Here is a 13,783-nt window from a genome sequence, read left to right on the forward strand (position 1 = left end):
GTCCTTATACCTGGAGAGCGGCGACGTTCAGGTTCTTATTTATGTCATTCTGCAAGGTACGGATCCATTTATTATAGTTCCTGTGGATTTTCGACCCATCATACAGCAGATCATCGCTGGAAACATAGTTGATTGAGTAATCTGTCTTGGTATAGGTGATTTCAATGACAGCCACATGAGTACGATTGTGTAATGTCGCTTTCATCTTGCCTGGCTCGACATCATTGACAATCCAGCCACGATTGATGGCGGATGTCTGGATAATTGTACCGATATTTTCCATCGACCCTTCTTGAAGCTTGACCGGAATCGGATTTGCTTCGGCATTATAGACCGGTTCTATACGTCCCATACACCCGCTGACTAAAATGGCGAGCGCGGCCACCATCGCCACATAAAAAAACTTTTTCATCACTTTCGTCCTTCCAAAGGCTGTAAAATCGATGCCCAATTCCCCGGTCGGGCCTTCGGGCTGCAAAAGATTTACAACTCTTGAAGATGGATTGCTAGGGCGAAACTGATATTTTAGAATCAATGTCAGGTAGACCCTAAGTATCCCCTCGCAGGATTCCTTTAGAACTGCTGGAAAGCACGCAACCGCAGCAGGAAAAATAAAAACCCGGTTGTGGTCAGGTCACAGACTGTGCGGCGGTGTTAGCCCACAATTTACTTACGCAACAAAAAATTGGAGCCTAGTTTAATCGTCAGCAGATATACTGACCCTGATAAAACAAAGTCAGCATGCTATCTTTTGCAAGGCCAAGCATGACATATATATCTGAACCGATTACCGTTTATGACGCCTATATCCCGAATACAGGCTGCAAAAGCCGACTGAAAAAGCCGGAAAACTTCAGCGGGGCGTTGGTTGCTATCAGGCAGATGCAATCCTCCGCCGTGTCTGCTACCGGCTGATGAAGGGTATCACTGTCGAGGTCGGCCAAATCTCCCGCCTGAAAGCGACCGAGGTCATCAATATAGGAGCCGCGAAGAATAAGCGTAAGTTCCTGACCCGTATGGCTGTGTTCCGGCATGGTTTTTCCCGGGGCAATTTTAAGCAGTCGTAACGTACCCTTCTCCTTGCTTGATCCGGTTCTGGGCAGGGGATAATGGCTAATACCGGGGATCAATGTTCGCCAAGGAATATCATCGAGCGCGGCTGGCATGCGATCGGCCAACGGCATTGGTACGCCCGTATTTGAATACCCTTGCGTCTTCTTGGGACGATCCAGGATACGATCTTCCTGTAATACGCCAACGGGAATCGTCTCCGCCATCGCCTCTTCCGCCGCCGAAAGAGATGCCGTTTCCGTTTCCATCAGTAATAACCCGGCCATATCCTCCATTAATTCTGCGCTTTTCCGGCACTTGGGACATATCGCCAGATGAGTGGCCACAACCACAGATAGCGACTCCGCCAGTGTTCCATTGACATATGCCATCAGCGTATCATCGCCGATATGATGCCGTATACTCATTACAAGACCTCCAATTCCGCACGAATTTTTCCGAAAGCCAGACGTATTCTCGACTTTACGGTACCGAGGGGAATATCCAGCGTCTCGGCAATTTCTCCGTGCGATTTTTCATCAAAAAAAGACATTTTAATAATTGTCATCTGTTCCGGCGGCAGCAAAGCCATCGCCTTTTGAATGCGTTCTCTATCCTGTTTTCGGCTGACCGCCTGTTCACCGGTTTCCGGAGCCTCTGAAACATAACAAGGATCTTCCGGGTCAGGCTCTGGGCGATTTTCCTTTCGCAGCCGATCAATCCTGACATTTCGCGCAATCGTATAAACCCAAGTTGAGGCGGATGCCTTGGAGCTGTCGAAAAGACCTGCCTTTCGCCAGACCTTCATCATTGTTTCCTGAAGGACATCCTCGGCAGCACTTTCAATCATGCCGCCTTTAATCAAAAAAAACTTCAGTCTCGGTGCAAGATCGGCAAACAAACGCCGAAAAGCCGTCGGGTCCTGTTCAAGACCAACTGCCATCAGATCCCTGTCGAGATCTTCCGGGAGTGCACGTGTTCCTGCCCTGCCCTGCCTGCTACCGTCCGGTGAGGTCATGCTTGCCTTTATGAGTCGTTACAACCACAGTATGTTCCACGTCAGTGTACCTTATTACGTTTAAAATTGATAATCGGATCATTTGGCGTAAGATTTTTTGTGATCCATCCAGGATTTTACTGCGTATCTCAATGTATCCAATAGATAATGGCGGATGGATTAATGAAAAAAATTGCAGTAATCGGGAGTGGTATTTCTGGATTGTCCGCGGCGTGGCTGTTGTCGCAGAACCACGACGTTACCCTTTTCGAGAAAGATGATCGCCTGGGCGGCCACAGCAACACAGTTGAGGTTGACGGCCAGTTCATTGATACCGGTTTTATTGTTTATAACCAACTGAACTATCCAAATCTTGTCGCGTTTTTCGAGCATCTTGACATCTCCACCCAGCCGACAGAAATGTCGTTCAGCGCATCTCTTGATGGTGGCCGGCTTGAGTATGCGGGAACGTCGTTGGCGGGCCTGTTTGCCCAGAAAGCAAACCTGCTCAAACCCGCATACTGGGGTATGATAAGGGATATTCTGAAATTCTACCGCAACGCACCGTCTGTTCTGGAACATGCCGCGACAGAACATTGGACGTTGAGAGAACTTCTCAGGTCTGGCGGTTATGGGCGCGCTTTTATCCATAATCATTTACTGCCAATGGGGGCCGCGATCTGGTCAACCCCGACAGAGGATATGCTTGATTATCCCGCCGCCGCCTTTATCCGTTTTTGTCAAAATCATGGACTATTGCAAATTTCGGATCGGCCAGAGTGGCGAACTGTTACAGGCGGCAGCCGACAGTATGTTGACCGTATTGGCGATATTCTTGCCGGGGCTGTCCGCCTAAACAGCTCGGTTGCCGCGGTCCATACTGACAAGTCCGGCGTGCTTGTGGAATGCAGAAATGGCCATATTCAGCAATTTGACGATGCGCTTTTTGCAACCCACGCGGATCAAGCTCTCGCCCTTATCGCGGATCCAACGCCAGCGCATAAAAAACTTCTTGGATCCTTTGCCTATGAGAAAAACCTTGCAATCCTGCATTGTGATGCGTCGCTTATGCCCAAACGGCGCAAGGCTTGGGCAAGTTGGAACTATTTGGGCGCCACCAACAAGGATGCCGGGAAAGAGGATCTTTCCGTTACCTATTGGATGAACCGGTTACAAAACCTTAAGTCAGACAAGGATTATTTCGTCACCCTGAACCCCGCAATTGAACCAAAAGACGGCTCCGTCTTGCGAAGCTTCCCTTACGATCACCCTTTGTTTGATAACGCGGCGATCGCCGCACAGAAGATGTTATGGAACCTGCAGGGGCAAAAAAACCTCTGGTTTTGTGGTAGCTATTTCGGATACGGTTTTCATGAAGACGGCATTCAGTCCGGCCTTGCAGTTGCGGAGGCATTGGGCGGTGATCTGCGTCCCTGGCAGGTAGACGCGTCACGTTCACGCATTTACTTGCCGAAAGATGCAACCGGCGCATCATTTGCGAAAGTTGCTTAAAGCCGATGCAAAAAAGCATGCTTTATAATGGAATGGTAACCCACCGGCGCCTTCAACCCGTCGGCCACCATTTTGACTACAGGGTTTTCTATCTGCTCCTTGATCTTGATGAGTTGAGCCAACTCGCACGCCGCATTCCCTTTCTCTCAGTCAACAAACGCAACCTCGTCTCTTTTTTCACGAAAGACTTTGGCGATGGCGCCCCAAATGACTTGAAAGCCAGTATTCTTGAAAAGGTAATGCAAAGTGGACTAAGCACCCCTGTCAAGTCCGTACGCCTGCTTTGCATCCCGCGTATTTTCGGGTTTGCCTTCAACCCACTCAGCACGTTTTATTGTTACGATTCAGAGGATAATCTTGTCGCTCTCGTCTATGATGTCAGCAATACATTTGGCGAAAAACATAGCTATGTCCTCCCTGCCGGTCTGGCTAATTCAAAAGGCGTAATGACGCAGGCTTGCAGCAAGGAGTTTTATGTATCCCCCTTCATGCCTATGAATTGCCGTTATCAATTCTCTGTCCTGCCGCCGCGTGAAACGGTTGCGCTTTCCATACGGCAGTTTCATGACGGCAAACCTATTATGAACGCATCCTTCGTTGGCCAGCGCAGCCCGCTCAACAGCCACAACCTTGGCTGGGCAATCGCGAGATTTCCTTTCAATAGTCTCAAGGTCATTGCCGGTATCCACTGGGAAGCACTGAAACTTTGGTTAAAAGGCTTGAAGCTCGTGGACCGTCCGGAAAAGAAGGCGCGCAAGCCAGTTCTGGCCAAACCATCCCTAATCGGAAAACGTCAGGAGAAATAAATGACCGATACCACCCCGCAAACTGACATAATCGCCAGTAGAACGCAGGATTTGGTCGCGACTTTACCGCATTTGACCGATGCCTGGATCAAGGCACTTACGATTGGGCTTTCCCAGATGACGGTCGGGCAGCTGACGCTAATTTTGCCGAATGGCGAAAAGCTCAAATTCGGCCCTGCAAACGTCGGGGCACCAGCTGCCACGGTGATTTTACATCGCAGCAGAGCAGCCAAACGCATCCTGAAATCCGGGGATATCGGCCTTGGCGAAAGCTATATGGATGGAGACTGGACGAGCCCGGATGTAACCACTTTGATTGAGCTGGCGCTGCTCAATGAAAAGGATCTCAAATCGGCGATGATTGGTAAGTGGCTTTCGGGCTTTGTCAATTTTCTGCGACATCTGCGTGCCCGTAACAGTCGAGCGGGGAGCCGGCGAAACATCGCGTATCACTACGACCTCGGAAATAGTTTCTATTGTCGTTGGCTGGATGAAACCATGACCTATTCGGCGGCCCTGTTCACCGAGGAAGGTCAATCACTCGCCGAAGCGCAACGCCAGAAATATCGCCGTATTGCTAACCTCGCAGGCATCGCGGAGAATATGACCGTTCTTGAAATTGGCTGTGGCTGGGGGGGATTTGCTACCCTTGCCGCACAGGAATATGGTGCCAAGGTTGAAGGAATAACGCTTTCCGAGGAACAGCTGGCCTTTTCAAAGACCCAGTCAGATCGGTTAGGCCTGCAGAATCAGGCAAAATTCCATTTCAGGGACTATCGCGATCAGAAGGGTCGCTTTGATGCGATCGTTTCCATCGAGATGTTTGAGGCTGTCGGGGAAGAAAACTGGGACAGCTATTTCTCGACAATCAAACGTAATCTGAAAGCCGGAGGGAAGGCTGCGGTTCAAGTTATTACAATTGATGAGAAGCGGTACCGTCAATATCGAAACTCCGCCGATTTCATTCAGCGCTACATCTTTCCGGGCGGACAGCTTCCCTCCAAGTCCGCCTTTATTGAAGCCGCGGCAAGGAATGGGCTAACGGCCTGTGTCCGGGAAGAATTCGGCGGTGACTATGCGACAACGCTCAAGCTCTGGAAAGAAAAATTCCTTGCGGAATGGCCGCGGATAGAACCACTCGGCTTTGATCTGCGCTTCAAGCGCATGTGGGAATTTTATCTTCAATATTGTGAGGCGGGCTTTCGCCAGAAATCCATAGATGTTGTCATCTTTGAACTCCGCTGAGTTCCCTCGCCGGGCATTGCTGTTCTACGCCCTGCCCGGTGCAGTGATGGCAATGCCGCTGATCCCGGCCTTTGTTCTTCTGCCCGCTTTCTATGCAGAAACAGTGGGGCTTGGCCTTGCCCAAACCGGCTTTATCCTGCTCCTGGTGCGGATTACCGATGTGATCAGCGATCCAATTGTCGGCTGGCTTTCCGATTACATCCGTAGATGGCGGCTGGGAAGGAAAATCCAGATTGGTTTCGGGGCGGTGATTTCCGGCATTGCCCTTTATAACCTTTTTACACCGCCTGAAGCTGCGGGAGACATTTATCTCTTCGTTTACTATGGATTATTATTGCTCGGCTGGACCATTGTACAGATACCCTACCTCGCCTGGACGGTGGAGCTATCCGGTAATTACCACACTCGCGTCAATCTCAGCGCCGCACGGGAAGTTTCCGGACTTGTTGGCATTCTGGCCCTGAGCCTTTTCCTCGTCGCCACTGCTGGCGATAGCGCCCCGGATCAGCTTGCCTATGCCGCTATTTTTGTCATTGGCTGCGGGATCATCGCCTTTCCCGCGCTTCTCAGTCTACCGGCCAGCCGACTCTCCCTACCGCCGCTTAAGTTCCAGAAAATTCTCTCCGGCCTCAAGAAAAACAAGCTCTTTTTCCGGTTGTTGACAGCCTGGTTTCTGAGCGGTCTTTCCATCGGCATCGCCACCGCTTGTTTCCCGCTGTTTATTTCCCATGTCCTTGAATTGCCAGAGGCATATAACTCTTACCTCCTGTTTATCTATTTTCTGTCGGGAATTCTCGGCATTCCGCTCTGGATGTGGCTGAGTACGCGTTTCGGCAAGCATCGAAGCTGGGGCATTGCCATGTCATTCGCCTGCCTTGCGTTTTTAACAGTGCCGTTGATCGGCGCAGGAGATATCCTTTTCTTTGGCCTTATTTGCCTGGTCACTGGCTTTGCACTCGGCGCTGATCTCGCGCTACCGCCTGCGATGCAGTCCGACGTTGCTGACTGGGATAATTATCTTAATAACCGTGACAGGTCCTCAGTCCTGTTCGCTCTATGGAGCATGGCAACTAAACTTTCCCTCGGTCTTGGCGTTGCCGCTGCCTTTATGATCCTCGGGCAAAGCGAAATGGGCCAATCGTCCACGGATACAAAAATAGACCCATTCCAACTTGCAGTGATCTATGGCTGGCTTCCCGCCGTATTAAAGATAATGGCTGTGGCGCTAATGTGGGGATACCCCCTTACCGCCCGGCAGCAGCAAGCGATCAATAAACGGCTCAAACAGCGCAACTGATCGCCATCTTAACCGAGCGAGGACAGCATGATCAGAGGCGCGTTGGTAGGATTGATCCTGGCATTTATAGCGGGGTGTAGCGGGATGAAGGCGGAACAATTTGCGGAGACCACCCCTGCTCTAGAACTCTTTGACTATTTTGAAGGCCGGACATTAGCCTGGGGTATTTTCGAGGATCGCTTCGGCAATCTCCGCCGCCAGTTTGAAGTTACGATTGATGGCAAAGTCGACGGGGATACCCTGACTCTGGATGAGTATTTCCTCTACCGCGATGGCGAAACAGACCGGCGGGTCTGGACTATACAGCGCGAGGATGAGCATAACTACACGGGTACGGCGGGCGATGTTATTGGCTCGGCAAAAGGCGTACTTTATGGCAACGCACTCAATTGGCGCTATGACATGGACCTGAAAGTCGGCGAGGATGTATGGCGTGTTACTTTTAACGACTGGTTATACCGCCAGCCGGGAGATGTGATAATCAATCGGGCAACGGTCAGCCGCTGGGGCTTTACGATTGGAACAATCACACTCTTCTTCAAGAAAGACGGAGTTTCCCCCTGATCATTCGCAAAATTACACCGAGAACGGGAAGTTTCTCATAAAAGTGTGACGCCGCATCCCAGTGATCGACATGGCTGAGAATCAAGCCGGCGTCATCGAAACAAACTTCCGACAAACCTTCGAAATCAAGCTTGCCAATCTTGTGCACCTCAGCTGCAAATCGCCATTTCAGAATGGCGGACTGCCCGCTCTCATTCCAATAGCTCGCGCTGATCTTGAAGGCAGGGCTATCCATTTCCAAAAACATCTGCCGAAACAGTCGTTTGGCGTCGCTTCGGCTAGTGAGGCGATTAAACGGATCTTCAAAGATAAAATCTTCACGCACCAACATATCAAGATCATCGACTGTCTCGGGAGTCAATGTCTCGAAATACTTAATATAAGCGCTAAGCCGAGGCTGATGCGTCTTTAAGACCGTCATCCACGCGTTCCTTTGCGGATTAAGGGGAGCGAAATCCAATAGGGCAACATTCGCACGAATTTTAGAATATACGCAAAACGCCGCGGAAAGGTGACTTCAAACGCATTACTGTCTATCCCGCGGATCATGCGTTCCGCCGCGGCCTCCACCTCCATCAGGAATGGCATGGGGAACTTATTCCCGGCGGTCAATGGTGTTTTAACAAATCCCGGATTTACAAGCTGAACGGTGACGCCGCTTCCCGTAAGCTCCACCCTCAAAGCCTCGCTGAGGTTGATCAGCGCTGCTTTCGACGGCCCGTAAGCAAGCGCGAGTGGCAACCCCTGATATCCAGCAACCGATGCGACGATGACAATTTTACCAACCTGATCTTCGATAAAATACGGCAGGATACGCTCAATCACCCGGACAACGCCAAAGTAGTTCACGTTCATCACCTGCATTGCTTTATCACCGGAGAAATGATCAAAAGACATCGGTTCATATGTTCCGGCATTCAGAATAACGGTCCTGGGTCCGTTCCCGTTAGCGTAGAGCTTATATGTCGCCAACCTGACGGAGGTCTCATCCGTAATATCGAGTGGCAGGGATTTTATCAGGTCGGGTTTAAGCGCAACAGTTTCAGCGAGCTTTTCTTCGCCCCGCGCACTGACCACAACCTCTGTCCCTTTTTCTGCATATTGCCGGGCGACCTCCCGGCCGATCCCGCTACTGCCACCGACAATCCATACGGCTTGGTCTTTCATTCCCTCGATCCAATCTCCACTGGACAGGTTTCGCAAAAGTAAACCATATCGGAGTTATCCTTTGCCTTGAATTCCATTTTGACCCAACGTCCCCTACGGTCATACCAGGAAATAATCTTTAGTTCGCCATCATATACATAACGACTTGCGCGCACAGTTCCCCCGCGTACTGCAACCGTCTCCTCACCGGTTTTGGTAATAGCGACATTATTTACTTTTCCGGTCAGCGTGTTAAGAATTTGCGATTGACCAACAATACCACTGTTCCAGTGATTGGTCGGATATATATCGGCACCGTGAGCGATCTCACGGGCCTCACCATTTATGATAAATTTATCAGGCTGACGCTTCCCTTTTATTTCCATACTTGTTCCATCGTCATCAATTTTGACGTCAATGGTCTGTAACTTACCCTCTTTCCAGATAGCCTCGCTCTGATAGTCGAAACGGTATAGGGAAATGCCCAGAAATTTAACTTCCACGTTGAAGAAACTGTCCACATGAACAGCCTCCCCAGTTTGCTGAAAGGAGATCAAATGCTTTCCGACAGGGATACCGTCACGAAGGACAGAAAATTCATGTCGTTCGCCATAAATTGCCAAGGGATCTGCCATGCTTTCTGTTGACGCCGAGGAAACTGTCGGCCAGATCGCGACCATAAGGAAGAGCATTGCGGCCGTTCCTTCAAAGATATGCGTACATACTCTACTGGAAATTTTATCGGTCATGCGCCAGCTCCGGTTATTATAGATACACAATTAATTACGCGCTGACCGCTTGTTTGGATCATTTTTATTGCGGAAAATATTAGCAACAGTAACGTGAGGCTGGCATTCAACCGGTTTCCTTTTTATGATCTGGAAAAATAATAAAAAGGCAGGTGAGAAATGAGTATCATAGAGGCAATTGAACAATCCCATAAATCCATGATCGAAGGCCGGGACATCCCGTGGCTTCTCCGCCAGTGGGTTGAGCGTTGTCCCGAAAAGCCTTTCATTATCTGGGAGCCGTTTGATGGTAAAAGCCAGACGTTCACCTATGCCGGGTTTAGCGCGCTGGTGGAACAGGTCGCCGCGGGCCTAGTTAAAAATGGTGTCGCCTTCGGTGACAAAGTCTTGATTCATCTGGATAACAGCCCAGAATTCCTGATTTCCTGGTTTGCCTGCGCCCATATCGGCGCCGTTGCCGTCTCCACCAACACCCGCTCTGTCGCCCGGGACGTGGTCTATTTCGCCGAACATGCAAATATTGTCGCCGCTATCACTCAACCCTCATACGCCAAGCTCGTGTCGAGCTCGGCGCCTCGTATAAAATTTCTCGCTGTTACCGATAATGACGCGGGGGCGCCGGCCAATATTCCTGATGAAGTACCCCATATTCCTTTCGCCAACCTGCTGGCAGAGACGGCTCCCTGCCCGGCGCGCAACGCAGAGCCCTTTGCGGATCTTGGCGTGCAGTTTACCTCCGGCACCACATCAAGGCCCAAAGCTGTGCTCTGGACTCACGCAAATGCAATCTGGGGCGCGCAGATGAATGTTGCGCATATGCGACTTCGTCATGAGGATGTCTGTATCGCCTTTCTCCCCCTCTTCCACACAAATGCGCAGTCCTACTCCATGCTGAGCACCCTGTGGATCGGCGGCACGATTGTTATACAACCAAAGTTCTCCGCTTCCCGCTTCTGGGATGTGGCACGGCGAAATAAATGCACTTGGGCGTCAACCATACGTTTCTGCGTGAGTGCCCTGCTCTCGCAGGACCCGCCGCCGGATCACAGCTTCCGGTTCTGGGGCACAGGAATACGGATTCCTCTTGTCGAAGAAACATATGGCATCAAGACCCTGGGCTGGTGGGGCATGACGGAAACCATCACGCAAGGTATCGTTAGTGACATGGATCATGCTGGCCCGGCGGTCGGCATTGGACGCGTATCGCCGGGATTTAGTATAGATATTCGCGATCCCGACGGGAACCATGTCAAACCGGGAGAGCGAGGTCTTCTCTATATCCGCGGGATCCGCGGTGTAAGCATGTTCAAGGAGTATTTCCGCAACCCTGAGGCCAATGCAAAATCCTTTGATGCAGACGGCTGGTTTGAAACCGGCGATTACGTCCGGATGGATGAAAATGGCGATCTCTTTTTCGGGGATCGTGAAAAGGATATGCTGAAAATCGGGGCTGAAAATGTCGCTGCATCTGAAATCGAAACTGTGGTGATGGAAACCGGCTGGATCCAGGAATGCGCTGTTGTGGGGCAAAAGCACAGTATGCTGGATGAAGTGCCCGTTGTTTTCGTCATTCCGAAAGTCACTGCACCAGACGACCTGAAGGACGCAATCATAGGCGTCTGTAAGAAGAACCTTGCCGATTTCAAAGTTGTAAGAGATGTTATTATCCTGGATGATTTTCCGCGATCAACGCTTGAAAAAATTGCCAAGAACGAGCTACGCGAAAGATTGCCCGCAATCGAGGCGTAATTTCGCGCCCTCCATTCAAGAAGGGAGGCAACCTCCATGTCGGATGAGAGAACGATATTCGAGCTTCTACAAATTGGTAGAGAAGATGCGGCCGCCATTGGCGCACCGGGACGCGCCCCACTCCCCTACAAAGCCCTGAGAGAGCTTGCTGCCCGTGTTATTGTTAAGCTGAACGACTTGGGAATTGGTCGCGGAGATAGGGTAGCAATTGTGCTACCTAATGGCCCTGAAATGGCCAGCGCCTTTGTTACGGTCGCCAGCGCCGCGACTACAGCCCCGCTCAATCCCGACTATAAGGCGGAAGAATTTGAATTCTACCTCAATGACCTGCAAGCCAAAGCCTTGCTCGTTGAAGCGGGAAGCCATAGCCCGGCAATTGATATAGCCCAAAAGCTCGGTATAGCGGTGATTGAACTGACCGTGCCAAAGGGCGCACCTGCCGGTTATTTTGAGTTAACAGGATCGACCATTGGTGAAACAGCGTCACCGGGTCCGGCGGAACCGGGGGATGTCGCACTGATCCTCCATACATCCGGCACGACGTCGCGACCGAAGATCGTCCCTCTCAGCCATCGAAATGTAACGGCCTCGGCGCAGAATATTGTTCACTCCCTTACGCTAACCCAAGCGGATAAATGCCTCAATATCATGCCGCTCTTTCATATCCATGGACTGATCGCAGCGGTGCTCTCTTCCCTACGGGCAGGCGCAAATGTAACCTGCACGCCGGGTTTCAATGCCTTGAAGATATTCGGGTGGATTGGCGAGGAAAAACCGAGTTGGTACTCGGCCGTACCAACCATGCATCAGGCCGTCCTCTCCCGTGGCGCGCGCAATAAAGAAATCATTGAAAATGCAAATCTCCGCTTCATCCGTTCCTCTTCCGCCTCTCTTCCTCCGCAGGTAATGACATCACTAGAGGAAATGTGGAATTGCCCGGTAATTGAAGCCTACGGCATGACCGAAGCGTCCCACCAAATGGCGGCGAACCCTCTTCCACCGTCAAAGCGCGTCCCGGGAAGCGTCGGCATTGCCTCGGGCCCCGAAATTGCGATTATGTCTGCAGAGGGCAAGATACTGAAATCCAACGAGACTGGAGAGATTGTTATCCGGGGAGAGAATGTCACGGCAGGGTATGAAAACAACCCAAAGGCCAATGCGGAAGCTTTCACTGAAGGTTGGTTCCGCACAGGCGATCAGGGCATAATGACGTCAGAAGGTTATCTCACCATCACCGGACGACTGAAAGAGATCATCAACCGGGGTGGAGAGAAAATTTCCCCACGTGAAGTTGATGAGGTATTGATGAACCATCCAGCGGTCGATCAAGTGGTGACTTTCGCTCTTCCTCATGAAAAGCTTGGCGAGGACGTGGCGGCAGCGATTGTCCTCAAAGACGGCCACAATGCAACAGAAGCTGAACTGAGAGATTTTGCAGCAATAAGCCTTGCCGCCTTCAAGGTACCCCGTAGCATATTGCTGCTGGATGAAATTCCAAAAGGCGCAACAGGAAAATTACAACGGATCGGCTTAGCCGAAAAACTAGGATTAGTAACATGAAAGTTTGTATCTATGGCGCAGGCGCAATTGGCGGTCTGGTGGGCGCATTGCTGGCACGAAAGGGGGATGCGGAAGTCTCTCTCATTGCGCGCGGCCCGCATCTAGCCGCTATCCGCGAAAAAGGCCTGACGATTAACGGTCCGGACGAGAGCTTTACGATTAGCAATATCAAGGCAACCGATGATCCTGCCGAACTTGGCCCTCAGGACTATGTCATCGTTGCCCTGAAGGCGCATTCCGTCGGCGGGATCGTGGACAAGTTGCAACCGCTTCTTGGTCCCGAAACAGCAGTCGTCACTGCACAAAATGGCGTTCCTTGGTGGTATTTCTATGGGTTAAAGGGCGATCAGGAAAACCAGCGGGTCAAGGCTGTCGATCCTGATGGTAAAATCTGGGAGGGGATCGGCCCCGAACGCGCTATTGGCGCGGTTATCTATCAGGCAGCAGAAGTCACGGAACCCGGCGTCATTTCCCAAATGGCCGGCGATCGTTTCCCTGTTGGTGAGCCGACTGGCGAACGAACCGAGCGGGTTGCAATCCTGTCCAGGCTCTTGATCAACGCCGGTCTCAAGGCGCCGGTCAGAACCGATATCCGTTCCGATATCTGGGTCAAGCTCTGGGGCAATCTCAGCTTCAACCCCATCTCGGCGTTAACCGGGGAGACGTTGGACAAGATAACATCGGATCCGGACACCCGCGCAGTCGCCCGAAAAATGATGCTGGAAGGCCAGGCCATCGGAGAAGCCCTTGGCGTCAAATACCCCATTGACGTGGACAAAAGGATCGAAGGGTCCTCAAAAGTTGGTCCGCACAAGACATCCATGCTGGTTGATATGGAAAGTCGCCGCCCGATGGAGGTCGATGCCCTTGTAACCGCGGTGCAGGAGCTAGGCGCCATTACCGGTCGGGAGACACCAACAATCGATACGATCGCCGCCCTTGTCCGGCAAAAAGCGCGAATGCTCGGATGCCTCAGCGGGTAACACACCCAACCTAAATATCTATCTGATTTTTCATCAAGAAAAGCCCGTCGTGAGAGACATCACGGCGGGCCTTTCTTGTTGTACCCACATCCTATTGAAATTTACTAAGTATTACTTATTATATG

General features: G+C 51.2%; 14 protein-coding genes. 8 read left to right on the plus strand and 6 right to left on the minus strand.

Annotation, left to right across the window (positions count from 1 at the left end):
* Positions 1-4: 4 nt before the first annotated feature.
* The 3 genes from GQE98_RS16435 to GQE98_RS16445 form a co-directional block, all read right to left on the minus strand.
* Entirely contained in the window at positions 5-412 is a 408-nt protein-coding gene (locus GQE98_RS16435) for a hypothetical protein (protein ID WP_161316788.1), read from the minus strand.
* A gap of 391 nt (positions 413-803) precedes the next feature.
* The gene (locus tag GQE98_RS16440) at positions 804-1,478 is read right to left on the minus strand and encodes a ChrR family anti-sigma-E factor (protein ID WP_161316789.1); all 675 of its coding nucleotides are present in this window, start codon (positions 1,476-1,478) and stop codon (positions 804-806) included.
* The gene (locus GQE98_RS16445) at positions 1,478-2,068 is read right to left on the minus strand and encodes a sigma-70 family RNA polymerase sigma factor (protein ID WP_161316790.1); all 591 of its coding nucleotides are present in this window, start codon (positions 2,066-2,068) and stop codon (positions 1,478-1,480) included. Before GQE98_RS16445 ends, GQE98_RS16440 begins: the two co-directional genes overlap by 1 nt.
* A 162-nt stretch (positions 2,069-2,230) precedes the next feature.
* Here GQE98_RS16445 and GQE98_RS16450 point away from each other — a divergent pair, with 162 nt between their 5' ends.
* Genes GQE98_RS16450 through GQE98_RS16470 form a run of 5 tightly spaced genes read left to right on the plus strand, consistent with a single transcriptional unit; the run spans position 2,231 to position 7,471 of the window.
* Positions 2,231-3,559, plus strand: a complete 1,329-nt coding sequence (locus GQE98_RS16450) for an NAD(P)/FAD-dependent oxidoreductase (RefSeq protein ID WP_202526357.1) — start codon at positions 2,231-2,233, stop codon at positions 3,557-3,559.
* A 17-nt stretch (positions 3,560-3,576) separates the two neighbouring features.
* Positions 3,577-4,365 carry a DUF1365 domain-containing protein gene (locus GQE98_RS16455; RefSeq protein WP_161316792.1) on the plus strand — a complete coding sequence of 263 codons (789 nt, stop codon included), beginning with the start codon at positions 3,577-3,579 and terminating at the stop codon, positions 4,363-4,365.
* A complete protein-coding gene (locus GQE98_RS16460; RefSeq protein ID WP_161316793.1) occupies positions 4,366-5,610 on the plus strand; it encodes an SAM-dependent methyltransferase in 1,245 nt (414 codons plus the stop codon).
* The gene (locus tag GQE98_RS16465) at positions 5,585-6,907 is read left to right on the plus strand and encodes an MFS transporter (protein ID WP_161316794.1); all 1,323 of its coding nucleotides are present in this window, start codon (positions 5,585-5,587) and stop codon (positions 6,905-6,907) included. The genes GQE98_RS16460 and GQE98_RS16465 overlap by 26 nt, the downstream gene beginning before the upstream one ends.
* 27 nt (positions 6,908-6,934) lie before the next feature.
* A complete protein-coding gene (locus GQE98_RS16470; RefSeq protein ID WP_161316795.1) occupies positions 6,935-7,471 on the plus strand; it encodes a DUF3833 domain-containing protein in 537 nt (178 codons plus the stop codon).
* Here the strand turns inward: GQE98_RS16470 and GQE98_RS16475 are convergent.
* The 3 genes from GQE98_RS16475 to GQE98_RS16485 are packed head-to-tail and all read right to left on the minus strand — an operon-like array spanning position 7,446 to position 9,366.
* The gene (locus GQE98_RS16475) at positions 7,446-7,892 is read right to left on the minus strand and encodes a nuclear transport factor 2 family protein (protein WP_161316796.1); all 447 of its coding nucleotides are present in this window, start codon (positions 7,890-7,892) and stop codon (positions 7,446-7,448) included. The two genes, GQE98_RS16470 and GQE98_RS16475, sit on opposite strands and share 26 nt — an antisense overlap.
* Positions 7,889-8,638 carry an SDR family NAD(P)-dependent oxidoreductase gene (locus GQE98_RS16480; RefSeq protein ID WP_161316797.1) on the minus strand — a complete coding sequence of 250 codons (750 nt, stop codon included), beginning with the start codon at positions 8,636-8,638 and terminating at the stop codon, positions 7,889-7,891. Before GQE98_RS16480 ends, GQE98_RS16475 begins: the two co-directional genes overlap by 4 nt.
* Complete coding sequence (locus tag GQE98_RS16485; protein WP_161316798.1) at positions 8,635-9,366, minus strand: DUF6134 family protein; 732 nt, start codon at positions 9,364-9,366, stop codon at positions 8,635-8,637. Before GQE98_RS16485 ends, GQE98_RS16480 begins: the two co-directional genes overlap by 4 nt.
* 159 nt (positions 9,367-9,525) lie before the next feature.
* On the opposite strand from GQE98_RS16485, the gene GQE98_RS16490 reads away from it, so the two are divergent.
* From GQE98_RS16490 to GQE98_RS16500, 3 genes are read left to right on the plus strand one after another with little or no spacing between them, the layout of a single operon-like run.
* Positions 9,526-11,115, plus strand: a complete 1,590-nt coding sequence (locus GQE98_RS16490) for an AMP-binding protein (protein ID WP_161316799.1) — start codon at positions 9,526-9,528, stop codon at positions 11,113-11,115.
* A 36-nt stretch (positions 11,116-11,151) separates the two neighbouring features.
* On the plus strand, positions 11,152-12,675 hold the full coding sequence (locus GQE98_RS16495; protein WP_161316800.1) for an acyl--CoA ligase: 1,524 nt from the start codon (positions 11,152-11,154) through the stop codon (positions 12,673-12,675).
* Positions 12,672-13,658 carry a 2-dehydropantoate 2-reductase gene (locus tag GQE98_RS16500; protein ID WP_161316802.1) on the plus strand — a complete coding sequence of 329 codons (987 nt, stop codon included), beginning with the start codon at positions 12,672-12,674 and terminating at the stop codon, positions 13,656-13,658. Before GQE98_RS16495 ends, GQE98_RS16500 begins: the two co-directional genes overlap by 4 nt.
* The last annotated feature ends 125 nt before the right edge of the window (positions 13,659-13,783 follow it).

The organism is Sneathiella litorea, from assembly GCF_009882915.1.
In the GTDB taxonomy this organism is placed as follows: Bacteria; Pseudomonadota; Alphaproteobacteria; order Sneathiellales; family Sneathiellaceae; genus Sneathiella; species Sneathiella litorea.

Bases quoted from the DNA above. Each gene is read 5' to 3' on its own strand.
- GQE98_RS16435 (WP_161316788.1), bottom strand. From the start codon at position 412: ATGAAAAAGTTTTTTTATGTGGCGATGGTGGCCGCGCTCGCCATTTTA.
- GQE98_RS16440 (WP_161316789.1), bottom strand. From the start codon at position 1,478: ATGAGTATACGGCATCATATCGGCGATGATACGCTGATGGCATATGTC.
- GQE98_RS16445 (WP_161316790.1), bottom strand. From the start codon at position 2,068: ATGACCTCACCGGACGGTAGCAGGCAGGGCAGGGCAGGAACACGTGCA.
- GQE98_RS16450 (WP_202526357.1), top strand. From the start codon at position 2,231: ATGAAAAAAATTGCAGTAATCGGGAGTGGTATTTCTGGATTGTCCGCG.
- GQE98_RS16455 (WP_161316792.1), top strand. From the start codon at position 3,577: ATGCTTTATAATGGAATGGTAACCCACCGGCGCCTTCAACCCGTCGGC.
- GQE98_RS16460 (WP_161316793.1), top strand. From the start codon at position 4,366: ATGACCGATACCACCCCGCAAACTGACATAATCGCCAGTAGAACGCAG.
- GQE98_RS16465 (WP_161316794.1), top strand. From the start codon at position 5,585: ATGTTGTCATCTTTGAACTCCGCTGAGTTCCCTCGCCGGGCATTGCTG.
- GQE98_RS16470 (WP_161316795.1), top strand. From the start codon at position 6,935: ATGATCAGAGGCGCGTTGGTAGGATTGATCCTGGCATTTATAGCGGGG.
- GQE98_RS16475 (WP_161316796.1), bottom strand. From the start codon at position 7,892: ATGACGGTCTTAAAGACGCATCAGCCTCGGCTTAGCGCTTATATTAAG.
- GQE98_RS16480 (WP_161316797.1), bottom strand. From the start codon at position 8,638: ATGAAAGACCAAGCCGTATGGATTGTCGGTGGCAGTAGCGGGATCGGC.
- GQE98_RS16485 (WP_161316798.1), bottom strand. From the start codon at position 9,366: ATGACCGATAAAATTTCCAGTAGAGTATGTACGCATATCTTTGAAGGA.
- GQE98_RS16490 (WP_161316799.1), top strand. From the start codon at position 9,526: ATGAGTATCATAGAGGCAATTGAACAATCCCATAAATCCATGATCGAA.
- GQE98_RS16495 (WP_161316800.1), top strand. From the start codon at position 11,152: ATGTCGGATGAGAGAACGATATTCGAGCTTCTACAAATTGGTAGAGAA.
- GQE98_RS16500 (WP_161316802.1), top strand. From the start codon at position 12,672: ATGAAAGTTTGTATCTATGGCGCAGGCGCAATTGGCGGTCTGGTGGGC.